This is a genomic window from Streptomyces sp. JLBJ103, assembly GCF_058215575.1.
The window spans coordinates 1,081,960-1,096,203 of the sequence record NZ_CM177089.1 but is presented as its reverse complement, the minus strand read 5'-3'; the positions used below and the strand labels follow the sequence as shown (position 1 = coordinate 1,096,203).

The following is a 14,244-nucleotide window of genomic DNA, read 5'->3' as shown; positions in this document are numbered from 1 at the left end:
CTGTGTCGCTCTGCGGCGCAGCCCCGTCGCTCCACGATACTCACGGCTGTGAGCGGCGCTATCAGCATCGGACAGGCCACGGTTCTCGGCGTGGTGGAAGGGGTGACCGAGTTCCTCCCGGTCTCCTCCACCGGACATCTGAAGATCACCGAAGGACTGATGGGCATCCCGGTGGACCACCGGTCCGTCGTCGCCTTCACCGCGGTGATCCAGGTCGGGGCCATCGCGGCGGCCCTGGTCTACTTCTCCCAGGACATCATGCGCATCGCCGGGGCCTGGGCCCGCGGTCTGGTCCGCCCGGAGGAGCGCTACCGCCACGACTACCGGTTCGGCTGGTGGGCCATCGTCGCCACTCTCCCCGTCGTGGCCGTCGGGCTGGCGGCGAAACCGCTGATCGAGGGCCCGCTCGCCTCGCTGTGGGTGGTGGCCGGGTCGCTGATCGCGGGCAGCGGCGTGATGTGGGCCGCGGACCGCTGGGGCCGCCACAAGCGGGGCGAGGACGACACCGGATTCCGGGACGCCCTGCTCGTCGGCAGCTCACAGATCCTGGCGCTGCTCTTCCCCGGCTTCTCCCGCTCCGGCGCGACCATGTCCACCGCGCTGCTGCTGGGCCTGGACCGGGTGGCGGCCACCCGGCTGTCGTTCTTCCTGGGGATCCCGGCCCTGACCGGCGCGGGTCTGTACGAGCTGAAGGACGCGGTGGGCGCCGGGGCGGCCGTGGCCCCCCTCGCCGTCGGCACCGTGGTGTCGTTCGCGGTCGCCTACGCCTCGATCGCCTGGCTGCTGAAGTATGTCGCCCAGCACTCCTTCAACGCCTTCGTGGTCTACCGGATCGTCGTAGGCGTGCTGCTGTTCGGGCTGCTGGGCGGCGGTGTGCTGCACGCATGAGCCGCGGTCGGCAGCCGGTCCCCGGACAGGTGTGTCGTGCGGACGTGGTCCAATGGCCCGCCCCGGCCGTCCCGATCCGCCGGTGGCTGGGCCAATGGCCCAGTGAATCCGGGCTCTGTTGAGCCAGGGGCCCTCCGGGTGCTGTGATGGATCCGTCGATGGCGCTGCGGACCCCCGCGGCGCCTTTTTCATGCGGTTTTCACGCGGTGACAGTGCGCCGCGGCGCGAGGGCAGGGGAAGGGGACGCAGTGCTGAAGAGGATGTTCATGGCGCCCGATCCGGGGCTCTCGCGGCTGCGTGTCTCGACCCGGGCCGTCCTCGGTGTCGGGCTCGCCGCCGCGGCCACCGCGGTGGCCGGGCTTCCGCTGCCCGCCGTGATCGCGGCCGGGCTCGCCGCGCTGCTCGCGCTCTTCACCGTGGCCGATCCGACCGTGCGGCGGCAGGCCGTCACCACTGCCGCGCTCCCGGCCGTCGGTCTGCCGGTGCTCGCCCTCGCCGCCGAGCTGCACGGGCGGCCGGGGCCACGGGACGCGGCCTTCCTCGCCGTCGTCTTCTGCGGGGTGGCCGCCCGGCGCTGGGGAGCGCGAGGCAACGCCCTGGGGATCTTCGCGTTCATGATGTTCTTCGCGGCGCAGTTCCTGCACGCGCTGCCCGCTGAACTGCCGGTGCTGACCGCGGCGGTGCTGACCGGTGTGCTGGCGGCGGCCCTCGTACGGTTCGCCGTATGGCCGCTGGAGCGGCGCGATCCGCCGCCCGCGGCCCCCGCGCCGCCGGGCGGACGCCGCCTGGCCCGGCCCGCCACCCGGCAGGCGTTCCAGGCGGTCGTCGCCTGCGGCTTCGCGCTCGCCGTTGGCCAGGCCGTCTCCGGCGAGCGCTGGTACTGGGCCGTCGGCACCGCCTGGTGGATCTTCGTCAACACCGCCTCGCGCGGCGAGACGCTGGTCCGCGGCTTCCGCCGGGTGCTGGGCACCGGCTGCGGGATCGCGGCCGGACTGGTGGTGGCCGTACCGCTGCACGGCGCTCCCGCGCCCACCGCCGCCCTCGTCGCCGTCTGCGTCTTCGGCATCTTCTACACCGGCCCGCTGTCCTACAGCTGGATGATGGTGTGCGTGACCCTCATGGCCGGGCTGCTGTACGGGCTGCTCGGTGTGCTCCACCCCGGGCTGCTCACCCTGCGGCTGGAGCAGACCGCCGTGGGCGCGATGGGCGCGGCGCTCGCCGTCGCCGTTGTCCTCCCGGTCACCACCCACGCCGCCAGCGACACCTGGGTGCGCGGCGCCCTGGAGTGCGTACGGCAGTGTGCCGCCGCGTCCGCGCGGCGGCTCGCGGGGGACCCGGCCGCGGACCCCGCACCGCATGTGGCCGAGCTGGAGGTGGTGCTCGGGCGGCTGCGGATGTCGGTCGCCCCGCTGCTGCATCCCCTCAGCCCGCTGCGCGCCCGCCGGGCTCGCGCCCGGCAGATCATGGTCGGGCTCGACGACTGCGCACGACAGGTCCGCGGACTCGCCGAGCTGGCCGCCGACCCGGACGCGTCCCACGACGCGCGGCTGATCGCCGCCTGCCGCCGGGTGGAGACCGCGGTGGGACGGCTGATGAGCACCGGCCCCGCCGCCGAGCCGACCGCCGAGCCCGCCGCCGTCACGGCCCACCCCGCCCCGCAGCCGGGCGTGGACCGGGCCCTGGCCCATCTGCACGACCTCGAGCGGTCGTTGGCCACGCTCGCGGCGCCGCTGCGCGGTCAGACCCCGGCGCCCGCCCGGGTCTGACCGCGCAGCGGCGCCGGGGGCCGGTGCGGCGAGGTGTCCGGACACGACCCACCGGACTGGTCTGGTCTAGACCTTGCTGCTACCGTCGGCCCGGCAGCACAGTCGGCGGAAGGGCGGCGCGATGGCCGGAACGGACATGGGGCAGCGGGCGTACATCGGGTCGTTCACCTCGGCGGGCGGTGCCGGGATCACCGTGGCCTCGCTCGACGCGGAGTCGGGGGCGCTGCGCCCCCGGCACACCACGGACGCGGTCGCCAACCCCTCGTATCTCGCCCTCGCGCCCGGCGGGGACCTCCTCTACGCGGTGCGCGAGACCGACGACGGCGCCGTCGCGGCCCTCACGGTCGCCGACCCCGGCAGACCGCCCGCGCTGCTGGCCGGGCCGGTGTCCGTACGCGGCGCCGGGCCCACCCATCTCGTGGTCGCGGCCGGGCAGTTGTTCACCGCCAACTATGTGTCCGGCAGCGTCACCGCGCTCCCGGTGCTCGACGGCGGTGTGCTCGGGGAACCCACGGCTGTGTTCCAGGGCGAGGGCGGCGGGCCCCACCCGGAGCGGCAGCGCGGCCCGCATGCGCACGCCGTACGGCCCGATCCCTCGGGGCGCTGGCTGCTCAGCGTCGACCTGGGCACCGACAGCGTACGGATCCATCGCCTGTCCGGACTCCGGCCGCACGGCGCGGTCCGTATGCGGCCCGGCAGCGGTCCGCGCCATCTCACCTTCCATCCGCGCGGTGAACGCGCGTATGTGATCAACGAGTTGAGGCCGACGATCACCACCTGCCGATGGGACGCGGCGAGCGGCACGCTCGAACCGCTCGGTGAGACGCCGGTGCTCCCGGAGGGCGGGGCGGGCGGAGAGGGCTTTGCGGGGGAGAGCCTCCCCTCTGAGGTGGTGGTCTCGGGGGACGGCCGGTTCATCTGGGCCGCGGCCCGCGGCGCCGACACCATCACCACTTTCGAGCTCGACGCCTCAGGTGACCGTCCGGAGCCGGTCACCACGACCCCCTGCGGCGGCAGTTGGCCCCGGGACCTCGTACTCGGTCCCTCGGGACGGCATCTGTACGTGGCCAACGAACGCTCGGGCGACGTCACCTGGTTCACCGTCGACCCCGCGACGGGCGTGCCCAGCCGGGCCGGGTCCATCGAGGCGCCCGCGGCCTCCTGTGTGGTGTTCGGCTGACGTGGACGCGGTGGGGCGGCGGCCCGGTTTCCTCCGGACCGCCGCCCTAGCGTGTGTGATCGGGTCGCGTCAGCGCACCGAGGCGCCCGGGAGCGTGATGCCCAGCGACGCCGCGTACTTCGCCAGCACCAGCTTGCCGACGGCCGGGTAGGCGCCGAGCGCCTCGGCCGCGGCGCAGCCCGCCTCCTCGGCCGCCGCGCCGATCAGCCCGGCGGAGATCTCCGGGCCGACGAGGTACGGCGCGAGCGCGAGCCGGGCGGAACCGGCCGAGCGCAGCTGCTCGGCGACGCGGACGACCGCGCCGTCCTCGTCCAGTGCCGCGGCCATCACCGGTACGGCGAGGCGCGCGGAGAGCAGCATGCCGGTGATGCCACCGGCCTGGGCCGCCTCCTCACCGCCGACCGTGGCCAGGATGATGCCGTCCGCCGCGGTCGCGACCGTGAACAGCCGGGCGCGGTCGGCGCGGGCCAGCCCCGCTTCCGACAGCCGTACGTGCAGACCCTCGGCGAGCAGCGGGTGCGGGCCGAGGACATCGGTGAGTTCGGCGGCGGAGCCGCTGCCCATGACGGCCTGGCGTATCCGGCGCAGCAGCGCGTTGTCCGGGCCCGCGAGCAGCGGGACCACGACGGCGGCGGGGCCGTCGGTGGGGATGGCGGGCTCCGGCGGCTGCGGCGGGATCTCCTCGCCCGCGGCCTCGGCGGCGGCGATGGCCTCCGCGGTGGCGGCAGCGGCGGCCTTGGCGGCCTCGGTCGCCTGGCGGACGCGCTCGGCGCGGTCCTGGGCGGCCAGTGTCAGCACGCTCTCGAGCTGCGGGAACTCCTCGCCGTCACCGTCCAGGTAACCGATGTGGGCGTCGAGGCCGGGCAGTTCGGAGCGCGCTATGCTCACGACCTCCTCGGCCAGGCTCCGGGTGGCCGCCTCCGGGGTGCCCGGGACGGCCAGCACCAGCGGAGGCGCGCCGAGGGGTGCGGCGGCGGGCTCCGGTCGGCGGTGCCGTCCGGGCTGGCGGGGACGCGGCATTCGTACTGGCAGGCCGGACGCGGGCCCAGTGGGGGAGCTCATGGCGCCGCATGTTAGTCGCTTCATGGGCTCGGCTGTTCGGGAGGGGTGCTACCAGGCGTTATCTGTCCCCTTTTGCCGAGCAGCTTTGTTCATTGATGTGCGCTGAGCGGTCGGAGATGTACGGAGAACGGCGCTGATGTCCGGAATGTGGAGCGGTAGCCCCGGATGCCGGACGGATCGTACTGTGCGGCAGCCCGTTGCGAAGGGCCTTCCGGCCGCCGCGCGGGATGCCATGACCGAACCGCCGCGTGCTCAGCCGAGGTCGACGATATGCAGCAGTGCCGCGTCCCGCGGCAGCCGCAGGTCGTTCCTCGCCAGCGCCGACGCCACGCACAGGGCGCCGTCCAGCGGGTCTCCGGTCGCCTCCGACACCCGGGCCTCCGGCAGCCGGGTCGTCAACTCCTCGTACAGGGGGGTCAGCAGGGGAGCGCCCATACGGAACAAGCCGCCGGTGAGAGCCACTTCGGTGGCTTCCTCGGTGGCTGCCACCGGCGGGCACACCGCCTCCGCCGCCTGTGCGATATGACAGGCCGCGTCCCGCAGGATTGCGTTCGCGACCGGGTCGGCGTCGGCCAGCCGGCCGACCTCGGGGGCGAAGGAGGCCAGGACAGCGGGGCGGTCCGGTCGCGGATACAGCTGCCCCGGCAGCTGTGCCGCGGGCCCGAGTACCGCCTCCGCCCGCTCCAGCAGGGGCCGCGATCCGCCCTCGCGGCCGTCGTACGCGCGCATCGCCGCCTCCAGGCCCGCGCGGCCGATCCACGCCCCGCCGCCGCAGTCGCCCAGCAGATGGCCCCAGCCGTCGGCCCGCCGCCAGCCGCCAGGGTGCCCGTCCGTGCCCCGGCCCTCCGGCAGCGCGCCGAGCGCGATCATGCCGGTGCCCGCGGCTACCACCGCGCCTGGCCGCTGGTCCAGAGCCCCGGCGTACGCGGTCACCGCGTCGGCCGCCAGGGCCAGTTGGCGGGCGCCGAACGCGTCGGCGAGCGCGTCCGGCAGGGTGGCGCGCAGATCGTCACCCAGCGAGGCCATGCCAGCCGCGCCGACACACACCGCGTCCACCCGCGCCACCCCGGCCCCGCGCAGCAGCTCCCGGGCAGCGGGCAGTACGCGGGACAGCAGTCCGGCCGCGTCGATCCCGTGTTCGCCCACGGCGGCCGGAGTGGGCGAGGACCAGGTCAGCGGCTTCTCCGCGGAGCCATCGGACACCGGGGCGACGCACGCCACACCCACGCGTACGCCGGACCCTCCGGAGTCGATGCCGAGCACATACGCGTCGGCCACCGGCTCAGCCGAACCCTCGGGCGTCCTGCTTGAGCGCGGTGTCCACGGTCAGCGCGGTGGCCACCACCAGGCTCAGCAGCGGGTCGGGGAGCTGGCGGTGGATCTGGAGGACGTAGTTGTCCGCCGTGGTGAACATGGTCTTCGCCAGGCCCTCCCAGGTCTTGGTGATCCTGGCGATCTCGGCGTCCGTGTGGTCGACGATGGCGAAGTTCCAGGCCCGCCAGTTCTCGGCCTTGATGGCGCCGATCTGCTGGCCGTTGGCATGGATGCCAAAGTTGATCTTGCCGATGGCGTTCTGCTGGACGATCTCGCCGACCGGCTGACCGTCCGGGCGGGTCACCAGCACCTTGGACTTGATGAACTTCGCGGGGCGGGTGAGCACCAGGTGCGGCTGCCCGTTCGCGTCCCGGATCTCCAGCGTGTGGGTCATGAACTGGTCGAAGCTGGAGACGAACCGCGCGACCTTCTTCAGCGTGCTCTGGCCGACCTGCACCACCGAGCCGATGGTGCGGCCGTGCTGGTCGAAGACGCTGTACTCATTGGTGAGCTCGATCAGCTTGGCCTTCTGGTTGACCACGAGCACCGGCTCGGTGAACAGTGTGCCGCTGCCGCCCGCGGTCGGGGCGACATGCGCCTGGTGCTGCACCTGGTGCTGGACCTTGGCCGGATTGGGGTGGGGCTGCGCCTGCTGCGTCGGTACCTGGCCGGGCTGCCCGGTGTGGGTGTGCTCGGTCCACTGTGCGCCGTCCCACCAGCGCAGCTGGTTGGGAGTGCCCTGCGGGTCGGCGTACCAGCCCGCAGGGGTGTTCGGATATGTCGTCATGGCGGGCAGACTACCTTTCGGCCACTATGACCGAAGTCATCAGGGAAGGCGCCAGTCCACGGGTTGCGCTCCCTGCTGTGCCAGGAGGTCATTGGCGCGGCTGAACGGCCGCGAACCGAAGAAGCCCCGGTCGGCCGACATGGGGGAGGGGTGGGCGGACTCGACCGCCGGAAGGCTGCCCAGCAGCGGGCGCACCGCGCGGGCGTCCCGGCCCCACAGGATGGACACCAGGGGACGGCCGCGCGTGGCGAGTGCCCGGATGGCCTGCTCGGTGACCTCCTCCCAGCCCTTGCCGCGATGGGCGGCGGGACGGCGCGGCGCCGTGGTGAGCGCCTTGTTGAGCAGCAGTACGCCCTGCTGCGTCCAGGGCGTCAGATCGCCGTTGGACGGACGGGCCATCCCGAGGTCGGTGTGCAGCTCCCGGAAGATGTTCTCCAGACTGCCGGGCAGCGGCCGGACCTCCGGTGCCACGGAGAAGCTGAGCCCCACCGCGTGACCGGGGGTCGGATACGGGTCCTGACCGACGATCAGCACCTTCACCTCGTCGAAGGGCTGCTGGAACGCGCGCAGGACGTTGGCTCCGGCGGGGAGATAGGTGCGGCCCGCCGCGATCTCGGCCCGCAGGAAGTCGCCCATCGCCGCGATGCGCTCTTCGACGGGCTCAAGTGCCTTGGCCCAGCCCGCTTCGACAATTTCATTCAAGGGTCGCGCTGCCACACCGCGTCACTCTAGTGGCTCAGCGCGTGGTCGTGTGCCGCTCTGTGGATCACTGCCGGGCGGGCGCGCGGCCGGTCCCGCGCGACCGGTGCCGCTGATGGCTCCCCGCGCCCGTCCCGGTCCCGCTCAGCCGATGACGGCGGCCCGGACGCACAGCACATCCGGCAGATGGCGGGCGATCTGCCGCCAGCTCTCGCCTTCGTCGGCGCTGGCGTACACCTCGCCGTTGCGATTGCCGAAGTAGACCCCGGCCGGGTCGGCGTCATCGGTGCGCAGCGCGTCCCGCAGCACCACTCCGTAGTGGTGTTCGCCGGGCAGCCCGGTGGACCGCTCGGTCCAGGACGCGCCCGCGTCGTCGGTGCGGTACACCCGGCAGCGGTAGTCGGGCGGATAGCGGTCCCCGCCGTCGATGACCGGGAAGACATAGGCGACCCCGCCGCGCCGCGGATGGGCGGCGATCGCGAAGCCGAAGTCGGCCGGGAGCCCCTTGCCGATCTCGGTCCAGTGTGCCCCGCCGTCGTCGCTGCGGTAGACCCCGCCGTGGTTCTGGAGATAGAGCCGGTCCGGGTCGACCGCGTCCTGGGCGATCTTGTGCACACACTGACCGAACTCCGGATAGGGGTCGGGCAGGAACTCCGCCTTGAGCCCGTTGTTGGACGGCGCCCAGCTCGCCCCGCCGTCCGTGGTGCGGTACACCCCGCCCGAGGAGACCGCGACCACCACCGCGTCCGCGTCGCGCGGATCGGTGACCACGGTGTGCACCGCCTGGCCGCCGAACCCCGCACCCCACTGCGGCCGCTGCGGGTGGTCCCACAGCGCGCGGACGAAGTCGAAGCTCTCCCCGCCGTCCGCGGAGCGGAACAGCGCGCCCGGCTCGGTGCCCGCCCACACCACCTCGGGCGCCGCGGGGCCCGCCGGATGCAGCTGCCACACCCGCTCCAGCGAGGTGTCGGTGCCCTCGGGGAACCGCACCGCGGGCCGGGCCGGCTCGTGCCAGCTCTGCCCGAGGTCGTCGGAGCGGAAGACCGAGGGGCCCCAGTGGGAGCTGTCGGCGCCGACCAGCAGCCGGGGGCGGTCGCGGCGGGTGTCGATACCGACGGAGTACACCGCCTGCATCGGGAAGTGCGGGCCGGTGAACTCCCAGTCCCCGCCGGAGGATCCGGTCCGGCGGGCGAGAAAGAGGCCCTTGCGGGTGCCGATGGCGAGCAGGACGTCGTCCATGACGGCTCACTCCTTGCGGTGCGAGAGGTGCGGAGAGGTGCGGGTGAAGGGACGAGGCGGATGTGTCCGTCACCACAGAGTCTGCACCCCGCCACCGCCATCGGCGCCCCGGAGGGAGCCATGAATCGACGGTGTCGGGCGCCCGGAAGCGCGGTACGAGGGGCCTCGTTGTACGACAGGCGTCGTTATACGAGGAGCTTCGTAATTTGATGGATGTCGTAATACGATGAGTCTCGTACTAGCGTGGTCGGTCCGGTCCGGCCGTGCGAGGTCGATTGGAGACGTTGTATGAGTGCCCTCTTCGAGCCCGTCACCCTGCGGTCGCTGACCATCCCCAACCGCGTCTGGATGGCACCGATGTGCCAGTACAGCGCGGACAGCGGCGAGTGCGCGGGAATCCCGAACGACTGGCACTTCGCGCACTACGCCGCCCGCGCCACCGGCGGCACCGGACTGATCCTCGTCGAGGCCACCGCGGTCTCGCCCGAGGGCCGGATCACCCCCGGCGACCTCGGCCTCTGGAACGACCAGCAGGTCGGGGCCTTCCGCCGGATCACCGGATTCCTCAAGCGCCACGGCACCGTCCCGGGCATCCAGCTCGCCCACGCCGGGCGCAAGGCCGGCACCGACGCCCCCTGGCGGGGCGGCGCCCCGCTCGGCCCGGAGGAGCAGGGCTGGCAGCCGCTCGGCCCGAGCCCGATCGCCTACGACGAGCGCCACCCGGTGCCCGACGAACTCACCGAGGAGCAGATCGGCGAGGTCGTCGAGCAGTTCGCGGCCGCCGCCCGGCGCGCCCTCGCCGCCGGGTTCGAGGTCGCCGAGATCCACGGCGCCCACGGCTATCTGATCGGCGAGTTCCTCTCCCCGCACAGCAACCACCGCACCGACCGCTACGGCGGCTCCCTGGAGAACCGCGTCCGCTTCGCCCTCGAGGTCGTCGATGCCGTCCGCGCGGTGTGGCCGGAGGAGCTTCCGCTGTTCTTCCGCGTCTCGGCCACCGACTGGCTGGAGCGCGACGGCTGGACGCCGGACGACACCGTGGCGCTCACCGCGCGGCTCAAGGACCACGGCGTGGATCTGCTCGACGTCTCCACCGGCGGCAACGCGGCCGGGGTGCGCATCCCCGTCGAGCCCGGCTACCAGGTGCCGTTCGCCGCCCGGGTGCGCCGGGAGACCGGGCTGCCGGTCGCCGCCGTCGGGCTGATCACCGAGGTCGGACAGGCCGAGAAGATCGTCGCCAACGGCGAGGCGGACGCCGTGCTGCTCGGCCGCGAGCTGCTGCGCAACCCGTCCTTCGCCCGCCACGCCGCACAGGAGCTCGGCGGCCGGGTGCACGCGCCCGAGCCGTACGGGTACGCGATCGGCTGATCCGCGGGTCGCGGCGGTACGGCTCAGCCCGCCGCGCCGGGTCCCGGGGAGCCTTCGCCGGCCGGGCGGCCGGGGAGGGAGCGGAACTCCCCGTCCACGAAGAGCAGCGGCTCCGCCGCCGACGGTGCCTCGCACTCCGCCACCGAACCGATGACGATCGTGTGGTCACCCGCCTCGACCAGCCGCACCATGCGGCAGACGAAGTGCCCGACCGCGCCCACGATCCGCACCCCGCCCGCCGCCGGGGCCCCGGCCGTCTCGACGGCGAGGAAGCTGTCCGCCCCGGTGGGCCGGTCACGGTCGGCGAACCGCCCGGCGAGCCCGGCCTGTTCGGCGGCCAGCACATTGACCGTGAATCCGCCGGTGCGCTCGATGAGCCCCCTGATGCGGGCGGTGTGCCGCACCGAGAACGACACCAGGGGCGGCGTCAGCGACAGCGTGGTGAAGGAGTTCACCGTCATCCCGTGGGTCTCACCGCCCCGTCCGCTGGTGACCACGGTGACCCCCGTCGGCAGTCGGCGGGCCACGGCCCGCAGCTCCGAGGGGGTCACCTGGCGGGCGTCCGTGGCGTGGCCGGTCAGGGTGCTCCCCCCTCGAGCCGGGGGAGCGGGCGGGCGTCCAGCAGCACCGCCGCCAGGTGGGAGATTCCGGCGCCCAGCAGCACCAGCCGCTCCGGATCGGCCGCCTGCCCCGTGGCCGCCCATTCCCTGCCGGAGGGTTCTGGCCCGTCCGGCAGATCGGCCAGGGCGATCAGCGGATCGCTGCCCTGACAGTGCGCCAGCCGCCCCACCCCCTCCAGCGCGATCCGGTCCGCCGGGAACCCGACCTCCGCGAGATACATCCGCATCACATGGCGGGCGAAGTGGCTGGGCAGCACCAACGAGGCGGCAGGGCGTACCGGATGGCGCGCCGCCAGCCGGTCGAACAGTTCGCGATGGGCCCGGATCCGGGACGCCAGCGCCTGCGAGGGCGCGCCGCCGCCCCACTCCTGCTCCGGATCGGCGTGGTGGGCCCAGGCCAGCACCGGACGACCCGGTGCGTCCGCCGACACCAGGGCGGAGGCCGCCCCGTCGCTGGCGATCGCCGCGCCGCCCGCCACCACCCGCTGCCCCCCGGTGGACAGATCGGCCAGATCCCCGCTGACCACCATGACCTGGCGGGCGGTGCCGTCCCGGACCAGCGAGGCCGCCGTGCCCACCGCGGCCATCGCGGTGGCGCAGTCCATCAGACCGAGCGTGGCCACCGTGGCCCGGGACATCCCGGTCTCCTGGAGGAGTTCGGCGACGTCGCGATGGGCGGCACGCCCGGCGGGCAGCGAGTCGGTGGCCAGCAGCACCATGTCGATCTCGGCGCCCGGCACCCCGGTCGCCGCCAGGGTGCGCTGGACCGCGGCGGTCATCAGCTCGGTCACCGCTGCCTCGGACCACCGGTAGCTGACGAACCCCGCGGCGGGGGAGGTCAGATCGGCCGCGATCCGCGGTGCCGCCTGGAGCTCGGGCAGTTCGCTCACGGGGTCGCCGTACTCACCCAGTTCGTAGGCGGGACCGCAGAGCCGTGGGGTGATCACCGCGGGGCCTCCCGGGACATCCGATCGGCCGCGGCGGTGAACCGCTCGGCCAGCCCGCGCGCCGTGGCCCCGTCGTACAGACCGGTGTCGTACTCCAGCCAGCCGGACACCCCGTCCGCTCCCGGATAGACCGCGAGCGTCAGGTCGTAGCGGGCCACGCCCTTGTCCAGGTCGGCCGTGGACACCTCGGCGCCCTGCACCGTACGGGCGCTCTCGCCCAGGTTGTCGAAGACGAACACCGCGTCGAGCAGCGGATGGGTGCCCGCCACCCGGCGCGGGGCGTCGATCAGCTCGCCCGGATACGCGGCGTGCCGCAGCCCGGCCCGAGAGACCTCACGTGCGGCCCGGATCCGCGCGGCGGGGCTGCCGTCGCCCGGGTCGCGCAACCGCACCGGCAGCACATTGAGCAGATAGCCCACGGCCGCCTCGGCACCCGGCCGGTCCCGCCCCGCCGTGAACGTGCCCAGCAGCACATCGGACGAGCCGCCGAACTCCTCGAACGCGGCCCACGCCACGGCCAGCCAGCCCGCGTAGGCGGTGGCCGCCTCGTGCTGGGCCGCCGCCGTGATGCCCTTGGCCACCGCGGCGGGCAGGGTGAACTCCACCCGGCCACCCTCGCGCCGGGTCGCCCCGTCCCGCGGCCGGTCGGTGGGCAGCGGCGGGGGCGGATCCGCGACCTCGGCCGCCCAGTACGCCGCCGCCGCGCGCCCGGCCTCGCTCTCCACCCACGCGGCCTGCTCATGCGCCGGCCGGCTGAAGGGCACCGCCTCGGGCTCCGCGTCCCCCGGCGCACGGCCGAGTTCGTCCAGCAGCAGCTCGAACGACCAGGCGTCGAAGACCAGATTGTGGACGACCACCAGCAGCCACGCCTCGTCATCGGACGGCCCCTCGGCCAGCGCCACCCGCAGCAGCGGACCGGCCGCCAGGTCGAACGGCTCGTGCGCCAGCTCCCGGGCGAGCGCGTACGCCGCCTTCGCGTCCGCGCACGAGGTGCGCAGCAACCGGGGCGGCAACTCCTCGTGCACCACCGGCCGGACAGCGTCGTCGGTCTCCTCGAAGGTGGTGCGCAGCGCCTCGTGGCGCCGGACGAACCCCTCGATCCGCTCCGCCGTCAGATCCGGATCGACCCGCGCCCCGGTCAGCCGGACGGCCTGGCACACCACGTCCACCGGGCGGCCGCCGGTGGCCCGGTGGGCCTCCCACAGCCTGCGCTGGCCAGGTGTCAGGGCCCGCTGCCGGGGGCGTCGTTCACGGCGCACCCGGTCCCGCAGCCGGGCACGCTGCTCCGGGGTGAGGGCCGCCAGCCGGGCGGCCAGATCCGCCGGTACGGACGGGCCTGTCATGCGTACCGCCTCCTCAGTTCGTCCAGCTGGCTGAGGCTGCGGACCACCAGCTCCTCGTCGACGCCGAAGTCGATGAGACAGGCGATCTCGGTGACCCCCATGCCCTTGAACCGGTCGACCACGGCCACACACGAGTCCGGGGTGCCCAGCAGCGCGCCCTTCTCGAAGTACTTGTCGAAGGCGAACTTGATCAGCTGATCGGTGTCCCCCTCGGACATGTCGCGCACCCCCGCGCCCGGCGCGAGGTTCTTCTTCTGCGAGTCGATGACGGTGAGGAAGGACCGCAGATACTCGGTGAACGGCGGCCACACCGTCTCCCGCACCTCCTCCAGATCGGTGCCGATGAAGGTGTGCAGCATCAGCGTGACCGTGACGTCCTCGCGATCGTGACCGTGCTCGTCCAGCGCCTTGAAGTAGATCTCGAGCTTCTCCTCGAGCTCCTCGTTGGTCATGTCGATCAGCGCGGTCAGGACGTTGCAGCCCAGCCGCCCGGCCGTCTCGAAGGTCTCCGGGCTCTTGGTGCAGGTGAGCCAGATCGGCAGCTCGGGCTGGACGGGCTGTGGGTGCAGCTCCACTTCGACGTGGTTGCCGAGGCCGTCCCGCACGAACACCGGTGCGCCCTCCCACAGTTCGCGGATCTGGGTCACCGCGTCGAAGGTGCGCGCACGGCGGTCCTCCCAGCCGGAGGGCATGATGGCGAAGTCCACCGGGCTGAATCCGGTGGCCAGCGCGATCCCGGCGCGGCCCTGGGAGAGGTTGTCCACCACCGCCCACTCCTCGGCCACCCGGATCGGGCTGTGCAGCGGCAGGATGACGCTGCCCGCGCGGATCTGGAGCCGCTGGGTGGCGTTCGCCAGCGCGGCGCCGAGGACCGACGGGTTGGGGTAGAGCCCGCCGAAGCGGTGGAAGTGGCGCTCCGGGGTCCAGATGGCGGTGAAGCCGTTCTCGTCGGCGAACCGGGCGGCGTCGAAGACGAAGCGGTACTTGTTCTTCTCGTCGCCGGAGAAGAAGATCAGGCTGAAGTCCACAGG

General features: G+C 73.5%; 13 protein-coding genes. 4 read left to right on the top strand and 9 right to left on the bottom strand.

Annotation, left to right across the window (positions count from 1 at the left end; genetic code table 11):
- Positions 1 to 48: 48 nt before the first annotated feature.
- From AC4BEG_RS04475 to AC4BEG_RS04465, 3 genes are all read left to right on the top strand, one after another.
- Complete coding sequence (locus AC4BEG_RS04475) at positions 49 to 888, top strand: undecaprenyl-diphosphate phosphatase (RefSeq protein ID WP_490704610.1); 840 nt, start codon at positions 49 to 51, stop codon at positions 886 to 888.
- A 260-nt stretch (positions 889 to 1,148) separates the two neighbouring features.
- Positions 1,149 to 2,654, top strand: a complete 1,506-nt coding sequence (locus tag AC4BEG_RS04470; RefSeq protein ID WP_490706979.1) for an FUSC family protein — start codon at positions 1,149 to 1,151, stop codon at positions 2,652 to 2,654.
- A 121-nt stretch (positions 2,655 to 2,775) separates the two neighbouring features.
- Positions 2,776 to 3,834, top strand: a complete 1,059-nt coding sequence (locus AC4BEG_RS04465) for a lactonase family protein (RefSeq protein WP_490704609.1) — start codon at positions 2,776 to 2,778, stop codon at positions 3,832 to 3,834.
- 69 nt (positions 3,835 to 3,903) lie between these two features.
- Here AC4BEG_RS04465 and AC4BEG_RS04460 read toward each other — a convergent pair whose 3' ends face one another.
- The 5 genes from AC4BEG_RS04460 to AC4BEG_RS04440 all read right to left on the bottom strand — a co-directional run bounded on the left by AC4BEG_RS04460 (position 3,904) and on the right by AC4BEG_RS04440 (position 8,935).
- Positions 3,904 to 4,896, bottom strand: a complete 993-nt coding sequence (locus tag AC4BEG_RS04460) for a sirohydrochlorin chelatase family protein (protein ID WP_490704608.1) — start codon at positions 4,894 to 4,896, stop codon at positions 3,904 to 3,906.
- A gap of 252 nt (positions 4,897 to 5,148) precedes the next feature.
- Positions 5,149 to 6,174, bottom strand: coding sequence for an N-acetylglucosamine kinase (locus AC4BEG_RS04455; protein WP_490704607.1), 1,026 nt, complete (start codon positions 6,172 to 6,174; stop codon positions 5,149 to 5,151).
- A gap of 4 nt (positions 6,175 to 6,178) precedes the next feature.
- Positions 6,179 to 6,997, bottom strand: a complete 819-nt coding sequence (locus AC4BEG_RS04450) for an LURP-one-related family protein (RefSeq protein ID WP_490704606.1) — start codon at positions 6,995 to 6,997, stop codon at positions 6,179 to 6,181.
- Between the two features lie 39 nt (positions 6,998 to 7,036).
- Entirely contained in the window at positions 7,037 to 7,714 is a 678-nt protein-coding gene (locus tag AC4BEG_RS04445; RefSeq protein ID WP_490704605.1) for a uracil-DNA glycosylase, read from the bottom strand.
- A 126-nt stretch (positions 7,715 to 7,840) separates the two neighbouring features.
- The gene (locus tag AC4BEG_RS04440) at positions 7,841 to 8,935 is read right to left on the bottom strand and encodes a WD40/YVTN/BNR-like repeat-containing protein (protein ID WP_490704604.1); all 1,095 of its coding nucleotides are present in this window, start codon (positions 8,933 to 8,935) and stop codon (positions 7,841 to 7,843) included.
- A gap of 288 nt (positions 8,936 to 9,223) precedes the next feature.
- Here AC4BEG_RS04440 and AC4BEG_RS04435 point away from each other — a divergent pair, with 288 nt between their 5' ends.
- Complete coding sequence (locus tag AC4BEG_RS04435; RefSeq protein WP_490704603.1) at positions 9,224 to 10,303, top strand: NADH:flavin oxidoreductase/NADH oxidase; 1,080 nt, start codon at positions 9,224 to 9,226, stop codon at positions 10,301 to 10,303.
- Between the two features lie 23 nt (positions 10,304 to 10,326).
- Here AC4BEG_RS04435 and AC4BEG_RS04430 read toward each other — a convergent pair whose 3' ends face one another.
- The 4 genes from AC4BEG_RS04430 to AC4BEG_RS04415 are packed head-to-tail and all read right to left on the bottom strand — an operon-like array spanning position 10,327 to position 14,241.
- Positions 10,327 to 10,854 carry a flavin reductase family protein gene (locus tag AC4BEG_RS04430; protein ID WP_490704602.1) on the bottom strand — a complete coding sequence of 176 codons (528 nt, stop codon included), beginning with the start codon at positions 10,852 to 10,854 and terminating at the stop codon, positions 10,327 to 10,329.
- Between the two features lie 26 nt (positions 10,855 to 10,880).
- On the bottom strand, positions 10,881 to 11,870 hold the full coding sequence (locus tag AC4BEG_RS04425; RefSeq protein ID WP_490704601.1) for an acyl carrier protein: 990 nt from the start codon (positions 11,868 to 11,870) through the stop codon (positions 10,881 to 10,883).
- Complete coding sequence (locus AC4BEG_RS04420; RefSeq protein ID WP_490704600.1) at positions 11,867 to 13,213, bottom strand: condensation domain-containing protein; 1,347 nt, start codon at positions 13,211 to 13,213, stop codon at positions 11,867 to 11,869. The genes AC4BEG_RS04425 and AC4BEG_RS04420 overlap by 4 nt, the downstream gene beginning before the upstream one ends.
- Positions 13,210 to 14,241, bottom strand: a complete 1,032-nt coding sequence (locus AC4BEG_RS04415; RefSeq protein WP_490704599.1) for a MupA/Atu3671 family FMN-dependent luciferase-like monooxygenase — start codon at positions 14,239 to 14,241, stop codon at positions 13,210 to 13,212. The genes AC4BEG_RS04420 and AC4BEG_RS04415 overlap by 4 nt, the downstream gene beginning before the upstream one ends.
- Between the last annotated feature and the right edge of the window lie 3 nt (positions 14,242 to 14,244).